16 protein-coding genes are annotated in these 23,450 nt (G+C 46.4%); 13 read left to right on the top strand and 3 right to left on the bottom strand.

Annotation, left to right across the window (positions count from 1 at the left end):
- Positions 1 to 56: 56 nt before the first annotated feature.
- Positions 57 to 461, bottom strand: a complete 405-nt coding sequence (locus tag AC1DCV_RS16560) for a winged helix-turn-helix transcriptional regulator (RefSeq protein ID WP_477024172.1) — start codon at positions 459 to 461, stop codon at positions 57 to 59.
- A gap of 135 nt (positions 462 to 596) precedes the next feature.
- On the opposite strand from AC1DCV_RS16560, the gene AC1DCV_RS16555 reads away from it, so the two are divergent.
- The 4 genes from AC1DCV_RS16555 (at position 597) to AC1DCV_RS16540 (ending at position 4,905) form a co-directional block, all read left to right on the top strand.
- A complete protein-coding gene (locus AC1DCV_RS16555; RefSeq protein ID WP_477024171.1) occupies positions 597 to 998 on the top strand; it encodes a DoxX family protein in 402 nt (133 codons plus the stop codon).
- Between the two features lie 133 nt (positions 999 to 1,131).
- The gene (locus tag AC1DCV_RS16550) at positions 1,132 to 1,656 is read left to right on the top strand and encodes a hypothetical protein (protein ID WP_477024170.1); all 525 of its coding nucleotides are present in this window, start codon (positions 1,132 to 1,134) and stop codon (positions 1,654 to 1,656) included.
- Complete coding sequence (locus AC1DCV_RS16545; RefSeq protein WP_477024169.1) at positions 1,656 to 3,005, top strand: hypothetical protein; 1,350 nt, start codon at positions 1,656 to 1,658, stop codon at positions 3,003 to 3,005. The genes AC1DCV_RS16550 and AC1DCV_RS16545 overlap by 1 nt, the downstream gene beginning before the upstream one ends.
- Positions 3,006 to 3,027: 22 nt before the next feature.
- Positions 3,028 to 4,905: a WG repeat-containing protein gene (locus AC1DCV_RS16540; RefSeq protein WP_477024168.1), complete on the top strand. Its 1,878-nt coding sequence runs from the start codon at positions 3,028 to 3,030 to the stop codon at positions 4,903 to 4,905.
- Between the two features lie 74 nt (positions 4,906 to 4,979).
- Here AC1DCV_RS16540 and AC1DCV_RS16535 read toward each other — a convergent pair whose 3' ends face one another.
- On the bottom strand, positions 4,980 to 6,890 hold the full coding sequence (locus AC1DCV_RS16535) for an SPFH domain-containing protein (protein WP_441576186.1): 1,911 nt from the start codon (positions 6,888 to 6,890) through the stop codon (positions 4,980 to 4,982).
- 422 nt (positions 6,891 to 7,312) lie between these two features.
- Between AC1DCV_RS16535 and AC1DCV_RS16530 the strand changes: the two genes are divergently transcribed.
- The 7 genes from AC1DCV_RS16530 (at position 7,313) to AC1DCV_RS16500 (ending at position 20,292) form a co-directional block, all read left to right on the top strand.
- Positions 7,313 to 8,191 (top strand): ROK family protein, encoded by an 879-nt coding sequence (locus AC1DCV_RS16530; RefSeq protein ID WP_477024167.1) that lies wholly within the window; start codon positions 7,313 to 7,315, stop codon positions 8,189 to 8,191.
- Positions 8,192 to 8,613: 422 nt separating this feature from the next.
- Positions 8,614 to 9,222 carry an RNA polymerase sigma factor gene (locus tag AC1DCV_RS16525; RefSeq protein ID WP_477024468.1) on the top strand — a complete coding sequence of 203 codons (609 nt, stop codon included), beginning with the start codon at positions 8,614 to 8,616 and terminating at the stop codon, positions 9,220 to 9,222.
- Positions 9,223 to 9,285: 63 nt separating this feature from the next.
- Positions 9,286 to 10,419, top strand: a complete 1,134-nt coding sequence (locus AC1DCV_RS16520; protein ID WP_477024166.1) for a FecR family protein — start codon at positions 9,286 to 9,288, stop codon at positions 10,417 to 10,419.
- A 123-nt stretch (positions 10,420 to 10,542) separates the two neighbouring features.
- The gene (locus AC1DCV_RS16515; protein ID WP_477024165.1) at positions 10,543 to 13,818 is read left to right on the top strand and encodes a TonB-dependent receptor; all 3,276 of its coding nucleotides are present in this window, start codon (positions 10,543 to 10,545) and stop codon (positions 13,816 to 13,818) included.
- 17 nt (positions 13,819 to 13,835) lie between these two features.
- Positions 13,836 to 15,434, top strand: a complete 1,599-nt coding sequence (locus AC1DCV_RS16510; RefSeq protein ID WP_477024164.1) for a RagB/SusD family nutrient uptake outer membrane protein — start codon at positions 13,836 to 13,838, stop codon at positions 15,432 to 15,434.
- A 182-nt stretch (positions 15,435 to 15,616) separates the two neighbouring features.
- A complete protein-coding gene (locus AC1DCV_RS16505) occupies positions 15,617 to 16,894 on the top strand; it encodes a Gfo/Idh/MocA family oxidoreductase (protein WP_441576191.1) in 1,278 nt (425 codons plus the stop codon).
- A 35-nt stretch (positions 16,895 to 16,929) separates the two neighbouring features.
- Entirely contained in the window at positions 16,930 to 20,292 is a 3,363-nt protein-coding gene (locus AC1DCV_RS16500) for a 3-keto-alpha-glucoside-1,2-lyase-like domain-containing protein (protein ID WP_477024163.1), read from the top strand.
- 51 nt (positions 20,293 to 20,343) lie between these two features.
- Here AC1DCV_RS16500 and AC1DCV_RS16495 read toward each other — a convergent pair whose 3' ends face one another.
- The gene (locus AC1DCV_RS16495; RefSeq protein ID WP_477024162.1) at positions 20,344 to 20,757 is read right to left on the bottom strand and encodes a VOC family protein; all 414 of its coding nucleotides are present in this window, start codon (positions 20,755 to 20,757) and stop codon (positions 20,344 to 20,346) included.
- A gap of 206 nt (positions 20,758 to 20,963) precedes the next feature.
- Between AC1DCV_RS16495 and AC1DCV_RS16490 the strand changes: the two genes are divergently transcribed.
- A complete protein-coding gene (locus AC1DCV_RS16490) occupies positions 20,964 to 21,977 on the top strand; it encodes a hypothetical protein (protein ID WP_477024161.1) in 1,014 nt (337 codons plus the stop codon).
- Positions 21,978 to 21,990: 13 nt separating this feature from the next.
- Entirely contained in the window at positions 21,991 to 23,415 is a 1,425-nt protein-coding gene (locus AC1DCV_RS16485; protein WP_477024160.1) for a hypothetical protein, read from the top strand.
- Positions 23,416 to 23,450 lie beyond the last annotated feature (35 nt).

The following is a 23,450-nucleotide window of genomic DNA, read 5'->3' as shown; positions in this document are numbered from 1 at the left end:
CGCAAATGAATGACTCAAGATACCAACGCAGCACGTTCCCGGGCTGCGTTGGTATCTTAACCTTTATCTGCCATTGCTACGGCTGCTGTTTTTTTAGCAGACTGACGAGCCGTGGCATCTTCGCGGTGCAAAGTACCCCAGTCAGAAATATGCTGTAACATGCTCTCCATACTCCATCCAAGAGGAGTGAGTTCATATTCTACACGGGGAGGTACTTCAGGGTACACAATCCGCTTCACGAGATGATCGTTTTCCAGTTCTCTCAACTGTAGTACCAGCACTCTTTCGGAAATACCGGAAATGGACTTCTTCAACTCACTATAACGCATTTTACCGTCCAACAACCGCCACAGTATGCTGGGCTTCCAGCGGCCGCCAATCAACGACAGGGTATAGGCTGTTCCGCAGTCTCCGCGTAACTGTCTTTCGTTGATAGCATTAGAGGAATTTTCTTTTCGCATACAATCATTTTTTCTTTCTGATGTAAAGATACGTAATGCCTGCTATAGTCCAGGAAACCGCTATCCTTTTGGTTACTCTATTCCATCACCGCGCAAATAGCACTAGGTTTGTCGCATTACTTAAATCGATTAACTATGAAAATTGTTCCACTCGTGGGCAGGATTTTATTTGCCCTTATTTTCCTGATGTCCGGACTTAATCACATCACTGGTGCCGGTGCTGACTATGCGGCAGCTGCCGGTGTACCATTGGCTGGTTTTATGGTGCCATTGGCGGGGCTCATTTCCCTGCTGGGTGCGCTGAGTATCCTGTTGGGCTATAAAGTGAAATATGGCGCGTGGCTGATCGTTATCTTCCTGATCCCGGTCACCATCGCATTGCATAATTTCTGGTCCGTGAAAGATCCCATGCAGTCACAGATGCAGATGGCGATGTTTATGAAGAATGTGGCCATTTTAGGCGGCGCCTTGTTGCTGGCTTACTTTGGAGCAGGCTCCTATAGCATCGATAACAGGAAAGCGGGACTTTCCAGCTAAGAATAAGAATTACGGATTTCAGATTTATGGTAACGGATATAGGCGCATATCGTGCAGATACATTACCAGGGACCGGGGATCCGTGATTCTTTTCTATTTTCAGGTTTTAATAACCTGATACACTATCTATTATATGAAGAAAAGCCTGGTATTATGTCTTTTATTGTTTCACGCCTTTGTTGCCTGTGACCATCAGGCCTCACCCCCAAAAAAGGCCGATATCATCCATCTTGAAAAAATAACCCGCGATTCGGATATCCTGGCACTATACCCTGCACTGCAGTTTACCCACGGCGGCCTGGACCGCTATGAATTTTATGACGAAAGATACCTACGGTTCCAGGACATCCCGGTAAGATACATGAGCCTCTCTATGTCTGACGATCAACTGCATGTCAGCACTGTCGATATAAAACTTTTTAAACAAAAGGAAGATATTGAAACCCTGAAAGATAAGCTCACCAAAGCTTACGGTCAACCGGGCCGGGACTCTTCCAACGACTTTTCTAATTTCGATGATGAAGAGCTACTTGTATGGAAGAATAATCATCAGCTGGTGGGACTTTTTACAGAGAAGAACTTTGAAACTGTGGCTAAGATAACAAAAGAGCCTACCGTACATATTGTGTTTGTTAAACCAGAAGAAATCAATAACTGATGAGCAGATTATATACCGGCGCCCTGCTGCTATTCGTAATGGCAGCCAGCAGTTGCACCCACAAGCAAATTCGCATAGAAAATATACATAGCAGGCAACAACTGGATTCAGTCATTGCCTTACTACCAGGAACGGATGTGAGAATTGATTCTGTTCCTGTACGTATCCTGCAAATGAGACTGAAAGGACTCTTCACCTATTATGGACAACCTGTTAACGAACTGCAGGTATATACTAAAGATGAGAAATTGACCCGTATTGGTTTTGATATGGAGAAAGGAGCCCTGGATGTATTGAATGCACTGGAAACTACAAACGGTACAGGGTTAAAAGAAAGTTCAAGTACATTACTGAGCTGGAAAACAACAGAAAAGAACATCGAGTTTGGCGTACCCGATTTTGAAGGCAACCTGCTTACTTTGAGCAACAAGGAAAAGGCATCCATCTCCCTCAGCTTTAACAATCCGGTTAAAAACCGTATTACCAGCATCTACACCTCCCAGCATCCATCTTCCAATACAAATAATTATAAACTGGAAGTAGACAACGATGAATGCGGTTACCGCATTTATGTGAATGGTTTTTTAGCATTGGAACATCTGGGCGCCCGCACGTTGGGTGTTACCGCAGATATTAATCAATACCTGGTAAAAGGAAAACAACAGCAGATCACCGTAGAAGTGTTGCCGGGAAAAGATTACAATGGGGCCCCCCGCAAACAGTTGCACCTGGAATCAGTGGTACATGTTGTTATGAACAAGTGGAGTGAAAACTCCAGTCAGTCACCGGTGGTACTTGATTTTCGTACTCCTTATGTAGATACCAGTCTGCGTACGGGCGAAAATTCCTCCCGGTATACCAGGGTGTCGAAACTCCGTGGGCAGTTATCCGCCAGGGTGAATAACGATTTTGAAATAGATGCGGTGCCTTATGAATTGCCCTGTTATGCAATTGCTACTGACATCCGCAAAATTCCGGATGCAAAAGAAAAAATCCTAGCACTTTATCGCAAACTGCAGGAAGCATACGAAAAAAAGGAAGCGGAGCAACTGGAAAATTTACTGTTTCCGCTGGAGCAAAATAAGCAAATAGCCTGGTACCAGTTTAAAGCAACAGATAGCCAGTTGGCCTGGGCAAATATTATGGAAAGAGCCAAAGAAACTACAAGCAGTAAACTGGATGAGAAAGCCACCCTGTACATTACACCAGATGGCCGTTTCGCTAAATTATTGTCTTCGGAAGGCGGCGACAAACCAGCGTTTTACCTGGAAGATGCTGCCAACATTTATCCGCTGGATTATTATGTTGCCATCAATAAAAACGGGGAAGTACAATTCGCCGTGAATTAATCGCCCATTAACTTATACTATAATGACGTTCAATAAACGCACCACCTTTATCGCCCTGGTTATTTTTGCTGCCGCTGCCTGTAAATCAAAGCAGCCCCCATCTGCCGAAGTACTTGAATTTGTGAAATCATTTGATGGGAAAACGTTACCGGAAGCGCGGGAGTTGCTTAATTCAGAAAGTGAAAAAGCAACGAGCTTCATTGATTTTATGAAAAGTTTTGAAAAGGAAAAGCCTAAAAGCTTTAAGCCGGAAGAAGAGGAATTTGACCAACCATTTAAGTTAACACCGGCAGAGGAATACGCTGCCAGGTATGCCGCTTACTTCGATGGTATAGGCTTCAAACAGATGATGGAAGCGCCTAACAGCACAGTCGGTACTGATGGCGCATTTCGACACAGTAGTGACTTCTCCGGGATCGATGCACCGGACTTTACCACCGCGAAAATATTTTTTCATGATGGTACTACAGACACGAAGCCATATGCCATGGATGCTTCCACCAATATTCCGGCAGTGAAAACAATGGATAGTATTGTAGCCGATGTCAGCTATAGTTATCCTACAAAAATTGTGGTACTTACGCTGGATAAACAACACGACAAACTCACGTATAAAGGTGCTGAAATAAAAATTGATAAGATGAGCGATAACCGGGTGCGGTTAATGATGGGAGACAGCGCATTCAAGGACTATATCCACGTAGAAGCTTTGAATAAAGATGGTAAGTCATTAGGATACAGCAGCACCAACAGCGGTGCTAATAATCCCGAAGATATGACCCGCCTGTTGCTCAATTTCAGTAAAACACTGAAAGGGTTGATCCGTAAACTGGATAAAGGCGCTTTTAAAGATGTAGCGGCGCTGCAAAAGGAAATTGCTGCTGAAATGCCGGATGGATCGCCGTTTGACGAAGGCCATAATGGCTACACAGAAGGATATTACAGGGGTAATGTAGCGAAAGTAAATGTATACATGGCGGATAGCCGTCATACAGAAAAGAAGCAAATGACCCTTAAAAACCTGGAGCCCAATTACGCAGGACTGTTTCTGACAAAAGACGGCAAGAGCGGTAACTATGGCTTCACAGATGCCAGTGGCAAATTTGCGATTGCACCCACTTATAAAAAATTATCTTCCCTCAATGCTTATTTTTTTGTGAATGAGGACTATAGCGGGATTTACTATTATCGCCTGGACACTGCTGGCAGGAAGCTGGTGAAAATAGATAATGTGGTTAAAGAACTAAACTCACAACTGGCGACTGTATCTAAGGAAGGTAAGGCCAATTCTATGGGGCTGATGGATGGCAATGGCAACCTGATCATTCCTGCAGCTTATGATGCCATTTACCAGGACCCGGAAGAAGCAGTGCTGTATGCAAATAAAACCGAAGAGGACGGGCCACTGCAGGGTATCAATACCTTGTATGATTACAATGGACATCTGATATCACCTGATGGATTCTACACTTCCGGCGGCAGCTATCATAGTGGCTTTTTGCTGGTCATCGACAAAGCGCATAAAATTTATTTTATAGATAATAAAGGGAAGAAAGCCATCGACCTGAAAGGATATGTAGATGCAGAGCCTTTTTCTGACGGACTGGCACGGGTAAGGGTGGCTGGTGGAAATTATGGTTTTATTAATACCAAAGGAGTGTTGGTGATTCCCTGCATTTATTCATCGTCTTCGACCACTTTTAGTGGCGGCCTGGCGATGGTTCGCAGAGCGAATGGTGATGCCAGCGAAGTAGGACTTATTAATGCAAAGAATGAACCAGTACTTTCTTTCAGAAAAGCGTCTTCTACTTCAGAATCGGGAGAGGGGCTGAAAAGAGAGTATATGATTGATGGTAAAAAATATAACGCTCGAGGGGTAGAGTTACCAGCCGATAAGTAGCGGTTGGTTTTTAGTGAAATGCAGCGAAGAATCTTCTTCGCTGCATTCTTTTTTCATAAGTATAGGGGATGGGGTTATTCTGTCTTTTTATCTGCTTCATTTTTCTTCGCCACATCTTCCAGTAGTTTCAGTCCGAGTAGTCCGCTGATAGGGCCGTTGGCGCCATCGCCACCGCTGATCAGTACGTCCGGCATGATGCGGATGTTTTGTGCGCCGATGGCTTCCATTACTTTGAGTTGTGTAAAGTTGTTGCCCCCCATCGCTTCCACGGCCAGTTTGTACGATTCTGCGCTGGACTGACCGATAGCCAGGATCTTTTCCGCTTCTGCTTTACCGGTGAGGGCAATTTTTTCCGCATCTGCTTTCGCGATCCATTCGGTACGTTCTGCTTCTGCTTTAGCGAGCAATCGTACTTTTTCCGCTTCACCACCTGCCAGTAATTTCATACGGTCGCTTTCAGCGTTAGCCTGAAGACGTACGCTGTTGGCGTCACCGGTCGCTTTCTTTACAGAGGCGTCCGCATGTCTTTCCGCGATCCATACACCCTGATCGGCTTTTACGATTTCTTTCTGCATTTCTGCAATCGCCGTTTCTTTTTCGAGCGACTGACGGGTTTCCTGTGCCAGTCTTTCTGTATCGTAGGTGATCTTCTGTTCTTCCGCTATTTTACGGTCTGTCAGTGTTTTCATCAACGTCTCCGGTGGTACGATGTCACCGATGAGGGTATCTACACCAAACACATTATACTGATCGAGTACCTGTCCGATATGTTCTTTGGCAGAGGTTTGTCTTTCCTTACGGCTGGTGAGGAAGCTGATCACATCAGAACCCTGGGCCGAGTTACGGAAGTAGTTACCAATGGTTGGTTCCAGTACCTGTGTTACGAGGTTACTCATATTACCGAAGCGGGCAATTACTTTAGGGGCTTCGTTGGTAGGGATATGAATGATCTGGGCTACGTCAAGGTTAAAGGTAAAACCGTCGCGGCTTCTCACCGTAATGGTGGACAGGTTTTTATCCAGCTGGTGGGCTTCACTTCTGGCAGAGGCCCAGTTCAGTACCAGGTTGGTAGTAGGTACCAGTTCCACTTTCATGATGTAGGGGTTTACCGGGTATTTACCGGGTCCTAATGGTTCTGCCCATACACCTTTGGTGCCTTTAGCCACGATGTTACCGTGTTTGAATTCTGCGCCGCTGATGTCCACACCATCGTTGCCTACGAAGGAAATGACTACGCCTACGTGTCCGATGGCAATTTCTGTCATCTTTACCATTTCCAGTTTGGCAAACCAGGGGTTGATGAAGTAGGAACCGGCCAGTATTACCTGTTCCTGCAGCCCTTTGTAGCCACCTTTATCGAGGAAGGCATCCACGTCCTGGAAGTTATTGTGCTTTTCAATGGTTTTACCTGCGATGGAGCCGGTTTCTATGGCCTGCCCTTCCAGGGTGGTGACGATACCTACTGCGTTGTCGGGGATAGACAGCATGTCTGTGATTTCCACTTCAAACAGGAAGGTATTGATACGATAAGATCCGGGGGTGATAATGGCCGTTTGGCGTCCTTTGCGGCCACCATTCTGCAGGAATGCTACCGCATCCTGGAAGGAGTCGCAGGGAACTTTACGGGCCAGGATAGAACCTGTTTCCAGTTCCGATCCGTCTTTCGCCAGTACCAGTCCGATTTTGCCGGTAGGGATGATGGTAAAGGGCTGAAACGCCACGCTGTATTGCCAGATCCATCTCCAGAAATACACGCCGGGAGCCAGGGTTTGGGCCTGGAAACCTGCTTCACCATTGGAAGCCAGGATGCGGCCTTCGGGGAGTTCCTGCTTGCCCAGGAGCACGAATTTTTTAGTCACCAGACCGATACGGTCTTCCGGTACAATTACTACGCCGAAGCATATACGAAGAATTACTTTGTACAGTAACAGACATAGCAGGGGCACGCCAATGAGCACGGCCCATTTGATAACAGTGTTTTCCATTGTTGGGTTGTTGTTAAGTGTTTAGGTAATGAATTTGTACGGTACACAGGGATGCTGCTGACGGACATGTCAGTTCAGAATTTGGGCTGTGCAGACGTATTTCAGAAAGGGGGAGGAGAGGTATTAAAGTTTGTGGCTATGAAAGCGATAAGGTTGTTGTTGCCGGAGCAATTGTCAGATTCCATTGTAGTAATGAATTACGATGTAAAAGTGATGATTATTTTTCATCCGTCAAAATATTTCGGATAGATTTCTTTTGAAAAGCCTTCCCTGTTTTTTTGATTTTTCAAAAAACGCCCTATATTGGAGCTGTTTAACCATTTTTTACGTTGCTAAAACGATTTTTCTGAGCAAATCAACCAAATAATTTTTTATATTTGTTTAGGTTAAACGATTTAGCAAACATTCTATCTTGAATTTTTATGAAGAATTCCACGGCGTTAGGAATAGATATTGGCGGCTCTCATATTACCGCAGCACTGGTTGATCTGGGCACAAGAACGATCATAGAAGGTTCCTGGAACCGCACGCGTATTGACTCACAGGGAGCAGCTGCAGACATTATAGCGTCATGGTCGGCTGTTATCAGCGAGGTATTTACCAAAGCGCCGGCAGGCATTAAACATATAGGTATTGGCATGCCTGGCCCCTTCGATTATGAACGAGGGATCAGCCTGATGAAAGGGCAGCATAAGTATGATGCACTATATAAGCTGAATGTAAAAAACTTACTGGCAGACAAACTGGGCATTCAGCCGGAACAGATCCGCTTTATCAACGATGCGGGCTGTTTCCTGCAGGGCGAAGTGTTCAGCGGTGCCGGTAAAAACTACCAACGGGTAATAGGTCTTACTTTAGGCACCGGTTTAGGTTCCGCCGTTTATCGCGATGGCGTGGCAAATGATGCCAACCGCTGGTGCTCCCCCTTTAAAGACGGTATGGCCGAAGATTATCTGTCTACCCGCTGGTTTGTAAAACGCTACCAGGAAGTAAGCGGGGAAACAGTACCAGACGTAAAAGCATTGGTTGCTCGTATAGCCGTTGACGATAGTATTCCCGAACTGTTTAATGAATTCGCCCGCAACCTGGCTACTTTACTCATCGATTTTGTACAGGCCGAACAACCGGAAGCCATTGTGATTGGCGGCAACATCGCCAACGCGGCTGACCTCTTCTTTCCATTACTGATTACAACACTACAACAACATCAGATCAATATTCCGGTAGTTACTGCCAGCTTAGGTGAAGCTGCTGCCCTGATTGGCGCGGCCAGTCTATGGCATTTAGCTTTTAGCCATTAGCTTTTAGCTGTTAGGGAAATGCAGCGGAGGATTTCATTTAGCTTTTAGTCATTAGCTTTTAGCTGTTAGGGAAATGCAGCGGAGGATTTCATTTAGCTTTTAGTCATTAGCTTTTAGCTGTTAGGGAAATGCAGCGGAGAATTTCATTTAGCTTTTAGCCATTAGCTTTTAGCTGTTAGGGAAATGCAGCGGAGGATTTCATTTAGCTTTTGGCCATTAGCTTTTAGCTGTTAGGGAAATGCAGCGGAGGATTTCATTTAGCTTTTAGCCATTAGCTTTTAGCTGTTAGGGAAATGCAGCGGAGAAATTCATATGTTAATCTCCGCTGCATTTCCCTAACAGCTAAAAGCTAATGGCTAAAAGCTAAAAAAGATTTATATTGGACGCATCAACCACTTCTAAATATTTACTGTTTGAACGACGTGTCAACTGCGGCCAACAATATCTTGTGGGAAAACATCATTAAGGGTGATCAGGAAGCCTATAGGGAATTATATGAGCTGTTTGCAGAGATGCTTTACCGCTACGGATTGCGTTATATACAGGATACGGCTACTATAAAAGACTGTATACAGGACCTTTTTACAGACCTTTACCATTACAGGCGAAATCTATCTCCCAAAGTAAATATCCGCTATTACCTGCTCCGGTCATTCCGCCGGAAAATACACATGGCCATCAAAAAAGGCGCTGCCATAAGCCAAACCAGCGACGCAGAAGAATATTTTTCAGTAGACTATGAGCCGGCTGCGGAAGAACTCATCATTGCTGCAGAACAGCAACAACAAATGCTCCGCCTCCTTGCACAGGAACTGAATGCTTTGCCCGCCCGCCAAAAGGAAGTGCTGTTCCTGAAATTTAATTGCGACCTGTCTTACGATGAAGTGGCAGACATTATGAAAATAAGCATTCCTACCTGTCGTACACTGGCCTACAGAGCCTTCCGGCAACTCCGCACCAATATGGAAAAAATGCCTGTACTCCCGCTCCTTATCCTGTTAATGTCCTGGCTCGCTCAAAAAAATAATTAAAAAATAATTGCTTTCGGAGTCTATGTCCCGGCTGTTTGCTTCTCTTTATAGTAAATACCCTGCATGAAGCCCGGCAAGAAACAACTGAAACTGGAAGATATACTTGGCAATGACCAGCCACCAACAGCGCAAAATGAAGATCCTGCGCAACTGGAGCTGGCAGCTGCCGTACAGCGTATGATTACGAATGCCGGTAATGAAGCATGGGATCCCGCCGATAAAGAATCGCTGTGGCAGGATATTGCCGGTCACCTTGTACCTAAACAATTCCGTTACCGCTACCTGTTCCTGAAAATAGCCGCCGCAGTATTGTTATTGCTGGCCGTTGGTGCCTGGCTCTTCTGGCCGCGGCAATATAGTGCATTGGTACAGTTTGCACAGCAGCAGGGCCCCATGGAAAGCGCTACAGATACCCGTTTGATCCTGGGACAAAATAAATCAGTAGTGGTCAAAGGGAAAAGCTCCTCCCTGATATATGCCGGTGGTGGTACCGGTGTAACCATTAACGCCAACAGCACCGCTATACCGGCCGATGCCTATAATTCCCTGCTGGTACCCTATGGCCGTCGTTCCCGCGTGCAGCTGGAAGACGGGACTGTTGTGATCCTTAATGCCGGATCCCGCCTGGTATATCCTGCTGCTTTTAAGGATAATAAAAGAGAAGTATACCTGGAAGGAGAGGCTTTCTTCGACATTGCCCCCAATGCGCAGTCACCATTTTTTGTATATGCCTCCGGTATAGAAACGGAAGTATTGGGCACCACTTTTAATGTGAGTGCTTACCCGGATGATGCACAGCAAAACCTGGTACTGGTGTCTGGAAGTGTACGCCTGCACCTGCGGGAGCATGGCTTATTTGGCAAACATGCACAACAGCTGGAACCTTCCCAAATGGCGACGGTCAGCCCCAAAGGAGGCGACCTGCAGGTAAGCCGCGTAAATGTGATGACATATACTGCCTGGAAAGACGGGCGCCTCCTGTTTGTCCGCACCCCGATGAAAGATATCCTGAAAAAATTAACGCGATACTATAATATACAGCTGGACCTTGCATCAACACAACCCGGACTGGAAACCTGTTCCGGCGACCTTGACCTGGAGGAAAACCTTGACGATGTACTCGATGTCATCTGCGCTACCAACTCGCTGCGCTATGAGCGCCATGGACAGCGCATTGTACTAAAAGAGAAAGAGTAAAAACCATACATATCACCAAAAAAAACCGGAAGATGGTGGGACATCTTCCGGTTGCACTGCCCCCGCTGCAAAGCGGGGGACGGGCTTGTCTTTTTGTTTAACGAAAAAAAACGTAGTGAAGTTATGAAAAAAATCTATGCACAATGGCGCGTGCCGCCAGGCAAAGCTTTTGCCGCTAAATTACTTAGAACAATGAAACTAACTGTAATTTTGCTATTCACCGGTATCCTTGGTATCTCTGCCACCGGCAGATCCCAGGATAATCACCTTACTGTTAAACTGCACCAGGGTACTTTACCTCAGTTGTTCAGCCAGATCCAGTCGCAAAGCACGTGGCGCATCTTTTATAAAGATGACCTGGTGGCCAGGGAGCAGCCACTCACCCTGGAACTGCAGGACAAAAAGATCAGCGAAGTTCTGGACAAAGCACTGGCCAATACCAACCTGAGCTACCGTATTGTGCGGAACCAGGTAGCCATCATTCCCAAAGAAAAAAGTAAGAACGGCAGTGTCACCGAAGCTGGAGCACAGCTGGAAGATAGCGCCTATGTTATACGGGGAAGGGTATACGATATGCACGAACCGCCGCAGGCATTGCCTGGTGTGACCATCCGCGTAAAAGACAATAACAGCATCGGCACCACTACCGATGCTGATGGCTATTTTTCATTGAAGACCAGGAAAAATGCCGTTCTCGTTTTTACGCAGATGGGCTACCTACCGGAAGAACATACGGTCATCCGCAGCCTGAATGCACTCAATATTTCCCTGAAAGAAAATGTGTCTGCTCTCGACGAAGTAGTGGTAGTAGGCCTTTCAGAGCAGCAGAAAAAACATATTGCCAGCTCTATCAGCACGGTGAACATTGCCCAGCAAACCAATGGTAAACCGATTACCGCCCTGTCGCAGGCACTGCAGGGTGGTGTAACCGGCATACAGGTATCCCAGAGTTCCGGCCTGCCGGGCGGAGATGCTGCGGTGATCAAAATTCGGGGAATCAGTACCATTAACGCCTCTAACCCATTGGTGCTGGTAGACGGCGTGCCAATGGATATGGATTATATAGATCCTATTACTGTAGAAAGTGTAACAATACTGAAAGATGCTGCTGCTGCTGCTGTGTATGGCGCCCGCGCGGCTAATGGTGTTATTCTTGTGACTACTAAGCGTGGTGTAGCAGGTAGAGTGGCTGTTACCTATGATGGATATTACGGTATACAATCACCTTCTACTATGCCTAAATTAGTGGAGGCACCTCAGTACATGAAGATGTTTAATGAAGCACAGATAAATGCGGGTAACCAGCCTTTTTATGCGGAGGCAGATATTAAGCATACTGAAGCCGGTGATGATCCGGTTAAATATCCTAACACCAACTGGCAGAAAGAAATCATTAACCCGGCAGCCCCTATTACCAGTCACTCGCTGGGAGTGAGCGGTGGCAATAGTCTGGCGCGTTTTGCACTTACGGCCAATTATCAGAATCAACAGGGAATGATTCCACTGAATCATTCCAATAAATATAATATCCGCGCTAACACGTCCATTACCCTGAATAAAAAATTCCTGGTGTACATGGACATGCTGGCCATCAAAAGAAATACCTTTTACCCCAACCGCCCCAATGGTAATGATGGTAACAGGATACTGGAAGATATTTTCCGGGTACCGCCTACCATTTTGCCTAAATATCCGCAGAAAGACGGCGCGCCTATTATCTATGGCCGTTATGTAGATATTGTGAATCCGGTGGCGTACGCAGAACATGGCGGACGCAGCGCTAACGAATATGGACAGTCCAGCATCAACCTGCAACCTAAGTGGGAAATACTGCCAGGATTGAATTTGCGTGGACAGTTCAGTTTTCGCTTAAACAGTGACGTAACCCGGACTACCCGCGATAACTATTATTTCTTCGACTACTTCACCGGTAAACTGGCACAAACATGGGGCGTGCAACGGACGGCTACCTTAGACAGAACCACTTACTACTATGCTGGTGTAACAGCAGATTATACCTACGACCTGAAAGACCATCACTTTTATGTGATGGGTGGCTATTCCCAGGAGGAAAACAACGGAGGCCTCTGGGAGATCAGATCGTTATTGTCTTTTTATGCAAAAGTGAACTATTCTTACAAGGATAAATTTCTGCTCGAAGGAGCGATGCGTACCGATGGTTCCTCCCGCTTCGGTCCTGGTCATAAATATGGCACTTTCCCTTCTGTTGCATTGGGATGGAATGTGCATAAGGAAAATTTTATGCAATCCTTACCCGCCATTAATAACCTGAAGTTGCGTGCCTCTTACGGCCGCTTAGGTAATGAAAATATTCTTGGCATGTACCTCTATCAGAACATGATTAGCACCACTGATGGTGTTGAAAGTGTATTTGGTAATCCCGACATCACCTGGGAAACTGTAGATATGCTGGACCTGGGGATGGACCTGGCGCTGTTCCAAAGTAAGTTGGAACTTACCTTTGATTTTTATAACAAAACCACCAACGGTATCATCCTGCGGCCGCCGGTATCTTATGTAGGCGGCATGGGCAAAACGCCTATTAATGCGGGGCAACTGCGTAACAAAGGGGTGGAGTTGTCTCTGAATTATAACAGCCAGATTGGGAAAAACGTGACGTTATCTGTACGTCCGGGTATTTCTTATAACAATAATACCCTGCTTAGTTTAAAAGGTGGGCCGTATATAGACGGTACATCTATTAATAAAGAAGGGTATGCACTCAATAGCTTATATGGTTACAAGACGAACGGGCTATTGCAGGCCAGTGATTTCAAACCCGATGGTACCGCGCTGGTGCCTATTATCGCCAATCAAAAGGCAGGAGATATCCGGTATGTAGATCAGAACGGTGATAATATTATTGATGGCAACGACCAGACCGTGATCGGAAACCCCACGCCCAAAGTCGACTTCTTTGCCAATTTCCGTGTTACCTATAAAAAATGGGAACTGGAAATGCTGCTACAGGGTGTCAACAGCAACGATGCCGTATTGAGTGGTATGCTGGCATATCCATTGGATATGTCATTCGATGGTGGTGTCCCTACACAATACTATGCTGATAACTACTGGACGCCGCAACGCACCAATGCCCGCTTTCCACGCCTCACCACTTCACCGAACATCAATAAATTGTCGTCTGATTTCTGGCAGCAGAACGGCGCCTATGTGCGGATGAAATATATACAGCTAGGTTACAATTTCAGCAGCACCCGGTTAAAGCGTATGGGCGTTAACGGTGCCAGGGTATATGTGAATGCACAAAATCCATTTGTGTTTACTTCCATGAAACTGGTAGACCCGGAAAGTCAGGGTAACCAGTGGACCTATGGCATCATGAAAGTGTACACCGCAGGCGTGAGCATACAGTTATAACCATTAAACTTTTCGCGATGAAGAAGAAATATAGCATCATCATGATATTGGCCCTGACTTTATTGTCTTTGCCGGCCTGTAAAAAATTTCTTACCCACGATAATCCTTCCGGTGTAACAGATGCGGAATGGTGGAAAACGGAAACCCATGCTTACAATGCATTGGCTTCTATTTATGCTGGTATTCCGGCTGGTTCAGACGGCCGTAATGTGATGTTCTGGTCTGGACTCAGCGATGAAGCCGTGTGTCGCGGCGACTTCCGGGGTAATTATGATATTTACACCCGTGGTTTGCAAAACCCTACCTGGGATGTGGCAGAGTGGATTTGGAGAGATGATTACATTGATGTGCGCCGTGCCTGTCGCTTCCTGGAAAACGTAGATAAATGTTTTATGGACGATGAGCTGCGTGCCCGTATGAAGTATGAAGCGCGTGCACTGCGTGCTTTTTATCATATGGAAATCATGCTTTTCTTTGGTGATATTCCTATTGTTACTACCTCACTGACGCCATTGGAGAACCACCTGAAGAGAGATCCTGCAGAAAAAGTATATGCTTTTATATTGAGCGAATTGAAAGATTGTGCGGAGCATCTGCCACAGGAATATGTCAGTGATGAAACCTGGCGTATATCTGCTGGTACCTGCAATGCGCTGATAGCGAAGCTGGCTTTATTCTTTCATCATTATGATGTGGCCAGGGATGCCGCTGCCAAAGTGATTGGGTCCGGGGTATATAAATTATACCGCGGTGAAAAACCAGGAGTAAACAGTTTTGCCGAATTATTCAGTTATGCCGGGGAGTTAAATAAAGAAAGGATATTTTTCAAAGCGGGTGGCTGTGGTAATGCCTGGACTACCTTTGCGCCATATGGCATTGGTGGAGAAACCTATGTATCGCCCACCTCAACAGTAGTGGATAACTTTGAAACAAAGCAGGGGAAAACGCCGGCAGAGCTGGGACCGGATTCTGTGGCCATCTACCGTAAAGATCCTAACTACAAAAACAACAGGGATCCCCGTTTGGCAGCATCGATACTATATCCCGGGGAACAGTACCTGGATGCGAATTATATCCTGTCTCCCTTTGATAATTCACCAGCAAATAACGATAGGATAGGCGTGCAGAAGTCAACCGCAACCGGTTACTGGATCCGTAAATACCTGGATCCCCGCGACCGGCAGAGCAGGGGAGGTTCTCTTGATTTTATGATAATCCGTTACAGTGAAATATTGCTGATTTATGTAGAATCATTAATAGAGCTGGACGACTGGAAAAATCCCGCCATAGCGTTGCACCTGAATGATATCCGCACGCGTGCAGGGATGCCGGTAGTTGACCTGCAAAAGTATAACAGTGCGGCGCTACTGCGACAGTTGGTGCGGCGCGAGCGTCAATCGGAGCTGGCTTTTGAAGGACAGCGTTATTTTGATATCCGCAGATGGGGCATTGTAAAGCAGGTGATGAACGGGCAGGTATTTGGTGCTACCGATCCGCAAACAGGTGTGGCGGTGAAGGTGCAGGATCGTTCTTATATTGATCGTGATTACCTGTGGCCTATACCGGAAAAAGAAACATTGTCTAATCCGGAGATGAAACAAAATCCCGGGTATTAAACAGGACCATTTTGCCGCTTATCAAATTTCCTTTCTGGTATTTGCATATCACGGTGTTAGATTATATCTTACCAGTCGACAAGCCAGAATCGAATAAGACGGTGAATTTATTATCATACAGTGAACGAATACTATCAGACCAAAACCTAATTTATCAATCCGGCATTCAATTAAACTGAAATATGGCGAAACAAAACAGCGATTCAAGGCGGGCATTTCTTAAGAATTCCCTGGGAGCGCTTGCTGCATTTACTATTGTGCCCAGGCATGTGCTGGGCCGCGGTTACCTGGCTCCGAGTGACCAGTTGACCAAAGCCGTAATAGGCACTGGTGGCATGGGACGAGGCCACTTTGGCTATGCGGGCACCCGGGTAGTGGCGCTCTGCGATGTAGACCGCAGTCACCTGAAACTGGCAATGGATCAGTTGGGAGATAAAAGCAAAGGCGTTAAAACTTTTGCCGACTACCGTGAAGTCATCACCTTACCCGAAGTAGATATTGTACACATTGCGACACCACCGCACTGGCATGGTATCATCGCAGCAGATGCTGCCCGTGCAGGGAAAGACATCTGGTGTGAAAAACCAATGACCGCCACTATCGGTGAAGGCAAACGCCTGGTGGAAGCAGTACAACAGCATGGCAGAATTTTCCGCCTGAATACCTGGTTCCGCTTTGAAGACAGATTTTATGGAATGGGTACTACCGTGAAGCCGATTAAAAAACTGGTAGACAGTGGGCTGCTGGGATGGCCGCTGAAAGTAACTGTGAGCAAGCATACCGGCTTTGACTGGAAATTTTACTGGGTAGGCAAAACCAACCTGGAGGCAATGGCAGTACCAAAAGAACTGGATTATGATATGTGGCTGGGACCAGCTCCTTATCGTCCGTATAACCCACATCGTGTGCACCAGACCTTCCGTGGCTACTGGGATTATGATGGTGGTGGTTTGGGAGATATGGGACAGCATTACCTGGATCCTATCCAGTACTTCCTGGGCAAGGACGATACCAGCCCGGTAAGCGTAGAAGTAGATGCACCACAGCAACACCCGGATGCCGTAGGTACCTGGAGAAGAATTACCTACACCTATGCAGATGGATGCCAGATTATCCTGGATGGTGATGGTGCTGATGAAAAAGCTGCTTATATAGAAGGACCAAAAGGTAAACTATATCCTGGTTTCCGCTCGGATATACAAGACCTCGAAAAGAAGCTGGCCGCCTTCCCTGATCCTGCTCCCCAGCAAACAGATTTTGTGGACGCCGTGAAGAACCGTCGCAAATTTGCGCTGAATGAAGAAAATGGTCACCGTTCTGCCACCCTGGTGAATATGGGTAAGATCGCACTGCGTCTTAACCGTTCTTTAAAATTCGACCCGGTGAAACAGGAATTCATTGATGATGCAGGTGCTAATGCCCTCGTTTATCAGCCTATGCGCGGACCATGGACTATCTAAAACAGCCGGAATCAGAACAAACAAGTAAATGAATTATGAAAAAGATATTACACTTACTCATTGCATTACTGGTTGGCTGGAGTAGCCTGGTTTCCGCACAGGGGCCATCAGATCAGCGTGCCTTCCATACTAAAGTAGCCGATGTACTGGCCTTGATGCCAGCCCCCAATAAAACGCAGTTTAACGCCAATATGGAGGCGATTGCGGCCCTGGGAGAAGAAGGTCTTACTACCATCGCCGGTATGCTCGCAGCGCCCGGAAAAGGGGATAATACGCAATTGCAGTATGCGATAGCCGGATATGCTTATTATGTGACGCAACCAGGAAAGGAAGCTGCCCGTAAACAAGCGGTTACTGCACTCTGCAAAGCATTGCCTAAAGCCAATGACCCGGAAAATAAGGTATTCCTGCTCACGCAGCTGCAAACCGTAGGTGACGATGCCGCCGTAAGCACGCTGCAGGCTTGTCTTACAGACGATCGTCTTTGTGATCCTGCTGCCCGCGCACTGGTGAAAATCAATACTCCGGCAGCACAACAGGCTTTATTACAGGCATTGCCTGCCGCTACAGGTTTTAACCGCATCACCCTCACAGAAGCGTTGGGTGATAGCCGTTATACCGCCGCTGCTGCTGCCATTGCGCCACTGGCCAATGACGCAGACAAGCGACTGGTCAAAGTGGCGCTTTACGCACTGGCGCAGATCGGCGCTCCTGCTTCTGCCCCGGTACTCGCTGCCGCCGCTGCCAAAAGCGGTTACGCATACGATGTGACAGACGCCACGGCTTCTTATCTTTATTATGCGGCTACCTTATCTGATAAGGCTGCAGCTGAGAAGATCGCCGACAATATCCTGAAACAAGCGAAAACAGACGCTCAGGTACATACGCGCACCGCCGCATTGAAACTGCTCACTACCATCCGTGGTGAAAAGAACATGCCCCTGCTGTTAGCTGCCGCCGATGATAAAAACCACGAATACCGTGATGCTGCCCTGAAGTTTGCAGGCCAGAACGGCTTAGCCGGTAACGCGCTCTGGTTAAAGAAACTGGCAGGTGCAGATAATGCCAGTAAGGCTGCGGTAGTAGGTATGTTGGGAGATAATAAAGTGGCTGCTGCTTTACCTGCTATCCAGAAATTACTGGGCAGCAAGGATGAAACTGTAAAACTGGCGGCTATCAAAGCGGCTGGTCAGATTGGAGGCGCTGCTGCATTACCTGCTTTGCTGCAAACCATGAAAACCGGCGACGCCACTACTGTAGAAGCGGTAAAGAATGCCCTGCTGATTATGCCTGGTGATGAAGTGGCCGCACAATCCGGTGCTTCACTGGCTACCATGCCCGCATCCGCACAAACAGCATTGCTAACGGTACTGGCTGCACGTAAAGCAGACAGCCGCGTGAATGATGTATTGCCACTTACTGCCAGCACAGATGCCGCGACCCGCAGTGCTGCCATCAGCGCGCTGAAAGATGTGGCTACCAAATCCAACCTCTCTGAACTGTTTACCTTACTGAATAATAGCAGCAATGCGACTGATATCAGCAATCTCCAGGCGGCATTGATCAGTGCCGGTGCCAACAGCGCCGATGTGCTGACACAAATGAAGCAGGTAGCTGCCGATAAACAATCACGTTACCTTCCTGTACTGGCGGGCATCGGTGAAAAAGCAGCTTTAGCACCAGTAGTATCCGCCTTTAATAACGGTGATGCCGCTACGAAAAAAGCAGCGCTGCTGGCGTTGTCTTCCTGGAAAGATGCCGCCGCAGCCCCCGCATTATTACAGATTGCCCGAGACAAGGCCAACAGCGACTACCGCGAAGAGGCACTGGCAGGATACGTAGGACTGACCCGCCGTTCTGCCTTCCCCGCTGAACAACAGTTGCTGATGCTGCGCAATGCCATGGAATTATCCACGACACCGGTAGTACAGAAAAAAATACTGGAAGGTGCAGAGCGTTGCAAAATATTGCCCGCATTATTATTCGCCGGTAACTACCTGGACAATACCGCCCTGCAACAGGCCGCAGCCAACGCCGTGATGAATATTGCACTGGCCGATAAAAGCTACAACGGCGCCACCGTTCGTGCGCTCCTCGAAAAAACATCCCAGGTGCTGAAAGGACAGGATGCCGATTATCAGCGCCAGTCCATCAGCAAATACCTCGCGGAAATGCCTGCCGGCGATGGATACGTAGCCATCTTCAATGGTAAAGACCTGAGTGGCTGGAAAGGACTGGTAGAAAATCCTATTGCCCGCGGCAAAATGGATGTTAAAAATCTCGCTAAAGCACAACAGAAAGCCGATGACAACATGCGCAAAGGCTGGTCCGTGAAAGACGGTTTACTGGTATTCGGTGGCAGCGGCGATAACCTCTGCACCGAGAAAAAATATGGTGACTTTGAAATGTTGGTAGACTGGAAGATCACTGCACAGGGCGATGCCGGTATCTACCTCCGTGGTTCCCCACAGGTACAGATCTGGGATACGTCCCGCACAGATGTAGGCGCACAAGTAGGTTCCGGTGGTTTATACAACAACCAGCAACATGAAAGCAAGCCACTGAAACTGGCAGATAATGCGATCGGCGAATGGAATCATTTCCGTATCCTCATGAAAGGGGATCGTGTAACGGTATACCTCAACGGCGAACTGGTAACAGATAACACCATCCTGGAAAACTACTGGGATCGTGGTTTACCCATTTTCCCTGATGAGCAGATAGAACTGCAGGCACATGGTACTTACGTTGCTTACCGTGATCTGTATATAAAGGAAATTCCGCGTCCAAAGCCTTATGTGCTGAGCGATGAAGAAAAGAAAGCCGGGTATAAATTGTTGTTCGATGGTACCAACATGCACGAATGGATTGGTAACACCAAAGACTACGTCATTGATAACGGCGACCTGATCATAGATCCTTCCAACGGTGGACATGGTAATCTCTATACGAAAGATGAATATAAAAACTTCTCTTTCCGTTTTGAATTCCAGCTCACTCCCGGCGCCAACAACGGTTTGGGTGTACGTGCTCCACTGGAAGGCGATGCGGCCTACATGGGTATGGAATTACAGATCCTGGATAACGAAGCAGATGTTTACAAAGACCTGCATGTATACCAGTATCATGGCTCTGTATATGGTGTGATTGCTGCCAAACGTGGCTTCCTGAAACCTGTTGGTGAATGGAATGTGGAAGAAGCAATTGTAGATGGTACCCATATCAAAGTAACATTGAATGGTACCGTGATCCTGGATGGAGATATTGCAGATGCCCGTAAAAACGGTACACTGGATCATAAAGATCATCCTGGTCTGAAAAATGAAACCGGTCATATCGGTTTCCTCGGACATGGATCTACGGTGCGTTTCAGGCATATGAGAGTGAAAACGCTGTAATCATTTTCTGAATTATTTTGGCCGTTCTTACACTTTGTAAGAACGGCTTTTTTATTTTTGGAGGAGTTCTATCTTCCTGCCATCCAGATCCTTTACCAGGGCAGTGTAACCCCATTCTGTTTGTGTTGCCACCGTAATGATGTACTCCGTGGGCAAGGTCTTCATCAGGTTATCCAGTTCATCTACCGTAAAACCTAATCGGGTAGTATTATCCGCTACTGTTACTCCTTTGGGCAAGGGATAAATCTCCAGGACCACACCTTCGCCGGTACTTGCATAATGAAAAGGACCGGTACCGTGTTGGTGATAGTGAAATTCAAATCCAAGACGGGTATAAAACTCAGCCTGTGCGGCGGGTTTGGCAGTCTTGATAACTATGAGGTGAGTGATTGGCATGGTGCGAAAATAAGATGTTTTATGCAGGGTAGATATCGGGTTAGTGCTACTTAAAATTTTGTCTATCATGGATTTAATACAACTAAAGTTGTAGTGATTTGTTTGTAATAAGTTACTTCCTTTGCAAATAATGTTAACCGGTTTGTATTGTTTTATAATTGAATTAACTGTAGCTTTTACTCCATTAGTGTTCGGAACGATTTTACGTATTTATTCTATTTAGGTAGCAGTATTAACCTTGAAAAATAAGCCATAATAAAATTATACCCTTAGCTATGAAGCACGTCTTCTTTTTGTCCTTGCTTTTTGCTGCATGTCTGAATGCCAGCGGCCAGAGAACGAATAGGCTGGATTCTACCGGTAATGCAGGTATTGGAACAACTACTCCGAGCGCTTTATTGCATGTTAATGGAGGTAATATAAAACTGACTAATCCAACGGGATATCCATGGGGAATAAACCTGGATGTCGACTATGCAGGTGGCTGGAACAGGGAAATCAGTATTTCCAGAAGTGGAACAGGAAAAATGCTGTCATTTGGAGTTATGGCCTCTGGAGGAACCCTCACCTATGGTTATATTGGAGGTAGCACCAGCGCACCTGTAGCTGTTGACAATCCCTGGATGGCATTTAAACCAAATGGTTATGTAGGTATAGGAACAACAGCACCTTCAACAAGATTAGCCATTGAAACGACGGATAGCACAGAGAGTAATTTTATCAGATTTGAGAACAAAGCGCTGGCTAATTCACTTGTTTATCTTGGGACAGCAAATAATACCCATACTGTAAATACCTTCAGAATGGCAGCTGTTTTTGAAAGTTATCGTAATCTTCATATCTCGGCCGCTACCGCTTCCGCTAATATATTCTTCGAAACAGGCAGAGTTGATGCCAATGCACCTGTTAGAATGATGATCAATAATATTGGAAACGTTGGTATCGGTACTACCGCCCCAGGTCCATATAAACTTGCCGTGGAAGGCACCATTGGTGCACGTAAGGTAAAAGTTACGCAGGTAACCCCCTGGGCAGATTTTGTTTTTGMCCCAGATTATAAGTTACCCACTTTACAGGAAGTAGAAGATTTCATCAGCATCAATAAGCATCTTCCCAATATTCCAAGTGCTGTGGAAGTGACAAAAGATGGCATTGATCTGGGTGAAATCAACCAAAAGTTATTACAGAAGATAGAAGAGCAGATGTTATATATTATCGAAATGAATAAGAAAATTAACACGCTGACAAATGAAATGAAAGACCTTAAAGAAAAAGTGAGTGTTAAATAATAATATACCCGTCATGAAATTTCTCTGCCCCCTTGTCCTGTCCTTGTTTCTCTGCTCCTTTGCTGCTCAGGCACAGGATAGCCTGATGAAGAAGATCACCCCTATACCGGGGAAATATCTTTCGCAGGTAAAACAGAAATCCGACAAAATGGAACGACAGATTTCCAAACGCAGTGAACAGGCGTTGAGCCGGTTTATGAAGCAGGAGGAAAAGCTAAAACGCCGGTTAGGACGAATTGATTCCCTGAAAGCGAATAACCTTTTTGCGCATTCTATTGATTCATTAGGGAGTCTTAAGTCACGCATGAAAGGTAAGCTTGGAAAGTATTCCGGCGCCCTGTCACAATCAGGAGGTGGGGCTTATCTTGATAGTTTGGGTAACTCCCTGGCCTTTTTAAAACAATCAAAAGGACTCCTGGCGCAATCCAAAGGCGTAACAGATAAGCTAAACGGGTCTTTAAAATCCGTAGACAACCTGAAAGATAAACTCGCACAGGCAGAACAGATCAAGGCGTATATCCGGGAGCGTAAACAGTTGCTGAAAGAGCAATTAGCGCAGTATACCGGGTTCACGAAAGATCTGCAGAAGATGAACAAAGAAGCCTACTATTATGCACAGCAACTGAAAGAATATAAAGAAGTTTTTAAAGATAAGAAGAAAGCTGAGCAGAAAGCGATGGAGGTCATTAAGAAGTTACCTGCCTATAATGACTTCATGCAAAAGCATTCACAACTGGCCAGTCTGTTTAATATACAGGGCGCCACCGCCTCTGCACAAAGCCTGGAGGGATTACAAACCCGTAGCCAAGTGGAGCAACTTATCCAGCAACGTATTGGCAGCGGGCCCAATGCCAGTGCCGCAGTGAGCCAGCAGATGGCAGAAGCCCGCAGCAAATTTGATGAGCTGAAGAGTAAGTTTCCTGATTTGGACAACGCCGCTGAAATGCCGGACTTCAAACCCAAAGAAATGAAGACCAAAAGCTTCTTACAACGGTTGGAATTTGGCAGCAACGTACAGTTTCAGCGCAGTAATAAGTTCTTCCCCACCACCGGTGATCTGGCCGGACAGGCGGCCTATAAATTCCATAAAAACGGTAGTGCGGGTATTGGTCTTTCGTATAAACTGGGCATGGGTACCGGGTTTGATAACATCCGGTTCTCCGGTCAGGGTATGGGAATCCGTTCTTTTATCGACTGGAAACTCAAAGGCACTTTTTTCCTGAATGGTGGCTATGAGCAGAATTATCAGCCGGATTATGCAGGAGTACCTGAAGGACTGGGGCAGAAGTGGACACAGAGCGGGTTGATAGGTATTAGTAAGAAGTATAAGATTAATAGTAAGCTGAAAGGGAATATGATGGTGTTGTTTGACTTTTTGTATAATTCGCATGTGCCCAGAACGGATCCGATAAAGGTGAGGCTGGGCTATAACTTTTAAGAGATAGTATTTTCAACCAAGGGATGGCTGATTTA

The organism is Chitinophaga sp. 10T418 (genome assembly GCF_056394125.1).
Note: the sequence above shows the minus strand (reverse complement) of the source record. Positions and strands in the feature narration are given on the sequence as shown.

What these genes read in the sequence shown, in the direction of transcription:
- AC1DCV_RS16500 (WP_477024163.1), top strand. Translation starts at nt 16,930, where the DNA reads ATGAAAAAGATATTACACTTACTCATTGCATTACTGGTTGGCTGGAGT.
- AC1DCV_RS16550 (WP_477024170.1), top strand. Translation starts at nt 1,132, where the DNA reads ATGAAGAAAAGCCTGGTATTATGTCTTTTATTGTTTCACGCCTTTGTT.
- AC1DCV_RS16540 (WP_477024168.1), top strand. Translation starts at nt 3,028, where the DNA reads ATGACGTTCAATAAACGCACCACCTTTATCGCCCTGGTTATTTTTGCT.
- AC1DCV_RS16530 (WP_477024167.1), top strand. Translation starts at nt 7,313, where the DNA reads ATGAAGAATTCCACGGCGTTAGGAATAGATATTGGCGGCTCTCATATT.
- AC1DCV_RS16510 (WP_477024164.1), top strand. Translation starts at nt 13,836, where the DNA reads ATGAAGAAGAAATATAGCATCATCATGATATTGGCCCTGACTTTATTG.
- AC1DCV_RS16520 (WP_477024166.1), top strand. Translation starts at nt 9,286, where the DNA reads ATGAAGCCCGGCAAGAAACAACTGAAACTGGAAGATATACTTGGCAAT.
- AC1DCV_RS16495 (WP_477024162.1), bottom strand. Translation starts at nt 20,757, where the DNA reads ATGATAGACAAAATTTTAAGTAGCACTAACCCGATATCTACCCTGCAT.
- AC1DCV_RS16515 (WP_477024165.1), top strand. Translation starts at nt 10,543, where the DNA reads ATGAAAAAAATCTATGCACAATGGCGCGTGCCGCCAGGCAAAGCTTTT.
- AC1DCV_RS16545 (WP_477024169.1), top strand. Translation starts at nt 1,656, where the DNA reads ATGAGCAGATTATATACCGGCGCCCTGCTGCTATTCGTAATGGCAGCC.
- AC1DCV_RS16555 (WP_477024171.1), top strand. Translation starts at nt 597, where the DNA reads ATGAAAATTGTTCCACTCGTGGGCAGGATTTTATTTGCCCTTATTTTC.
- AC1DCV_RS16535 (WP_441576186.1), bottom strand. Translation starts at nt 6,890, where the DNA reads ATGGAAAACACTGTTATCAAATGGGCCGTGCTCATTGGCGTGCCCCTG.
- AC1DCV_RS16485 (WP_477024160.1), top strand. Translation starts at nt 21,991, where the DNA reads ATGAAATTTCTCTGCCCCCTTGTCCTGTCCTTGTTTCTCTGCTCCTTT.
- AC1DCV_RS16560 (WP_477024172.1), bottom strand. Translation starts at nt 461, where the DNA reads ATGCGAAAAGAAAATTCCTCTAATGCTATCAACGAAAGACAGTTACGC.
- AC1DCV_RS16505 (WP_441576191.1), top strand. Translation starts at nt 15,617, where the DNA reads ATGGCGAAACAAAACAGCGATTCAAGGCGGGCATTTCTTAAGAATTCC.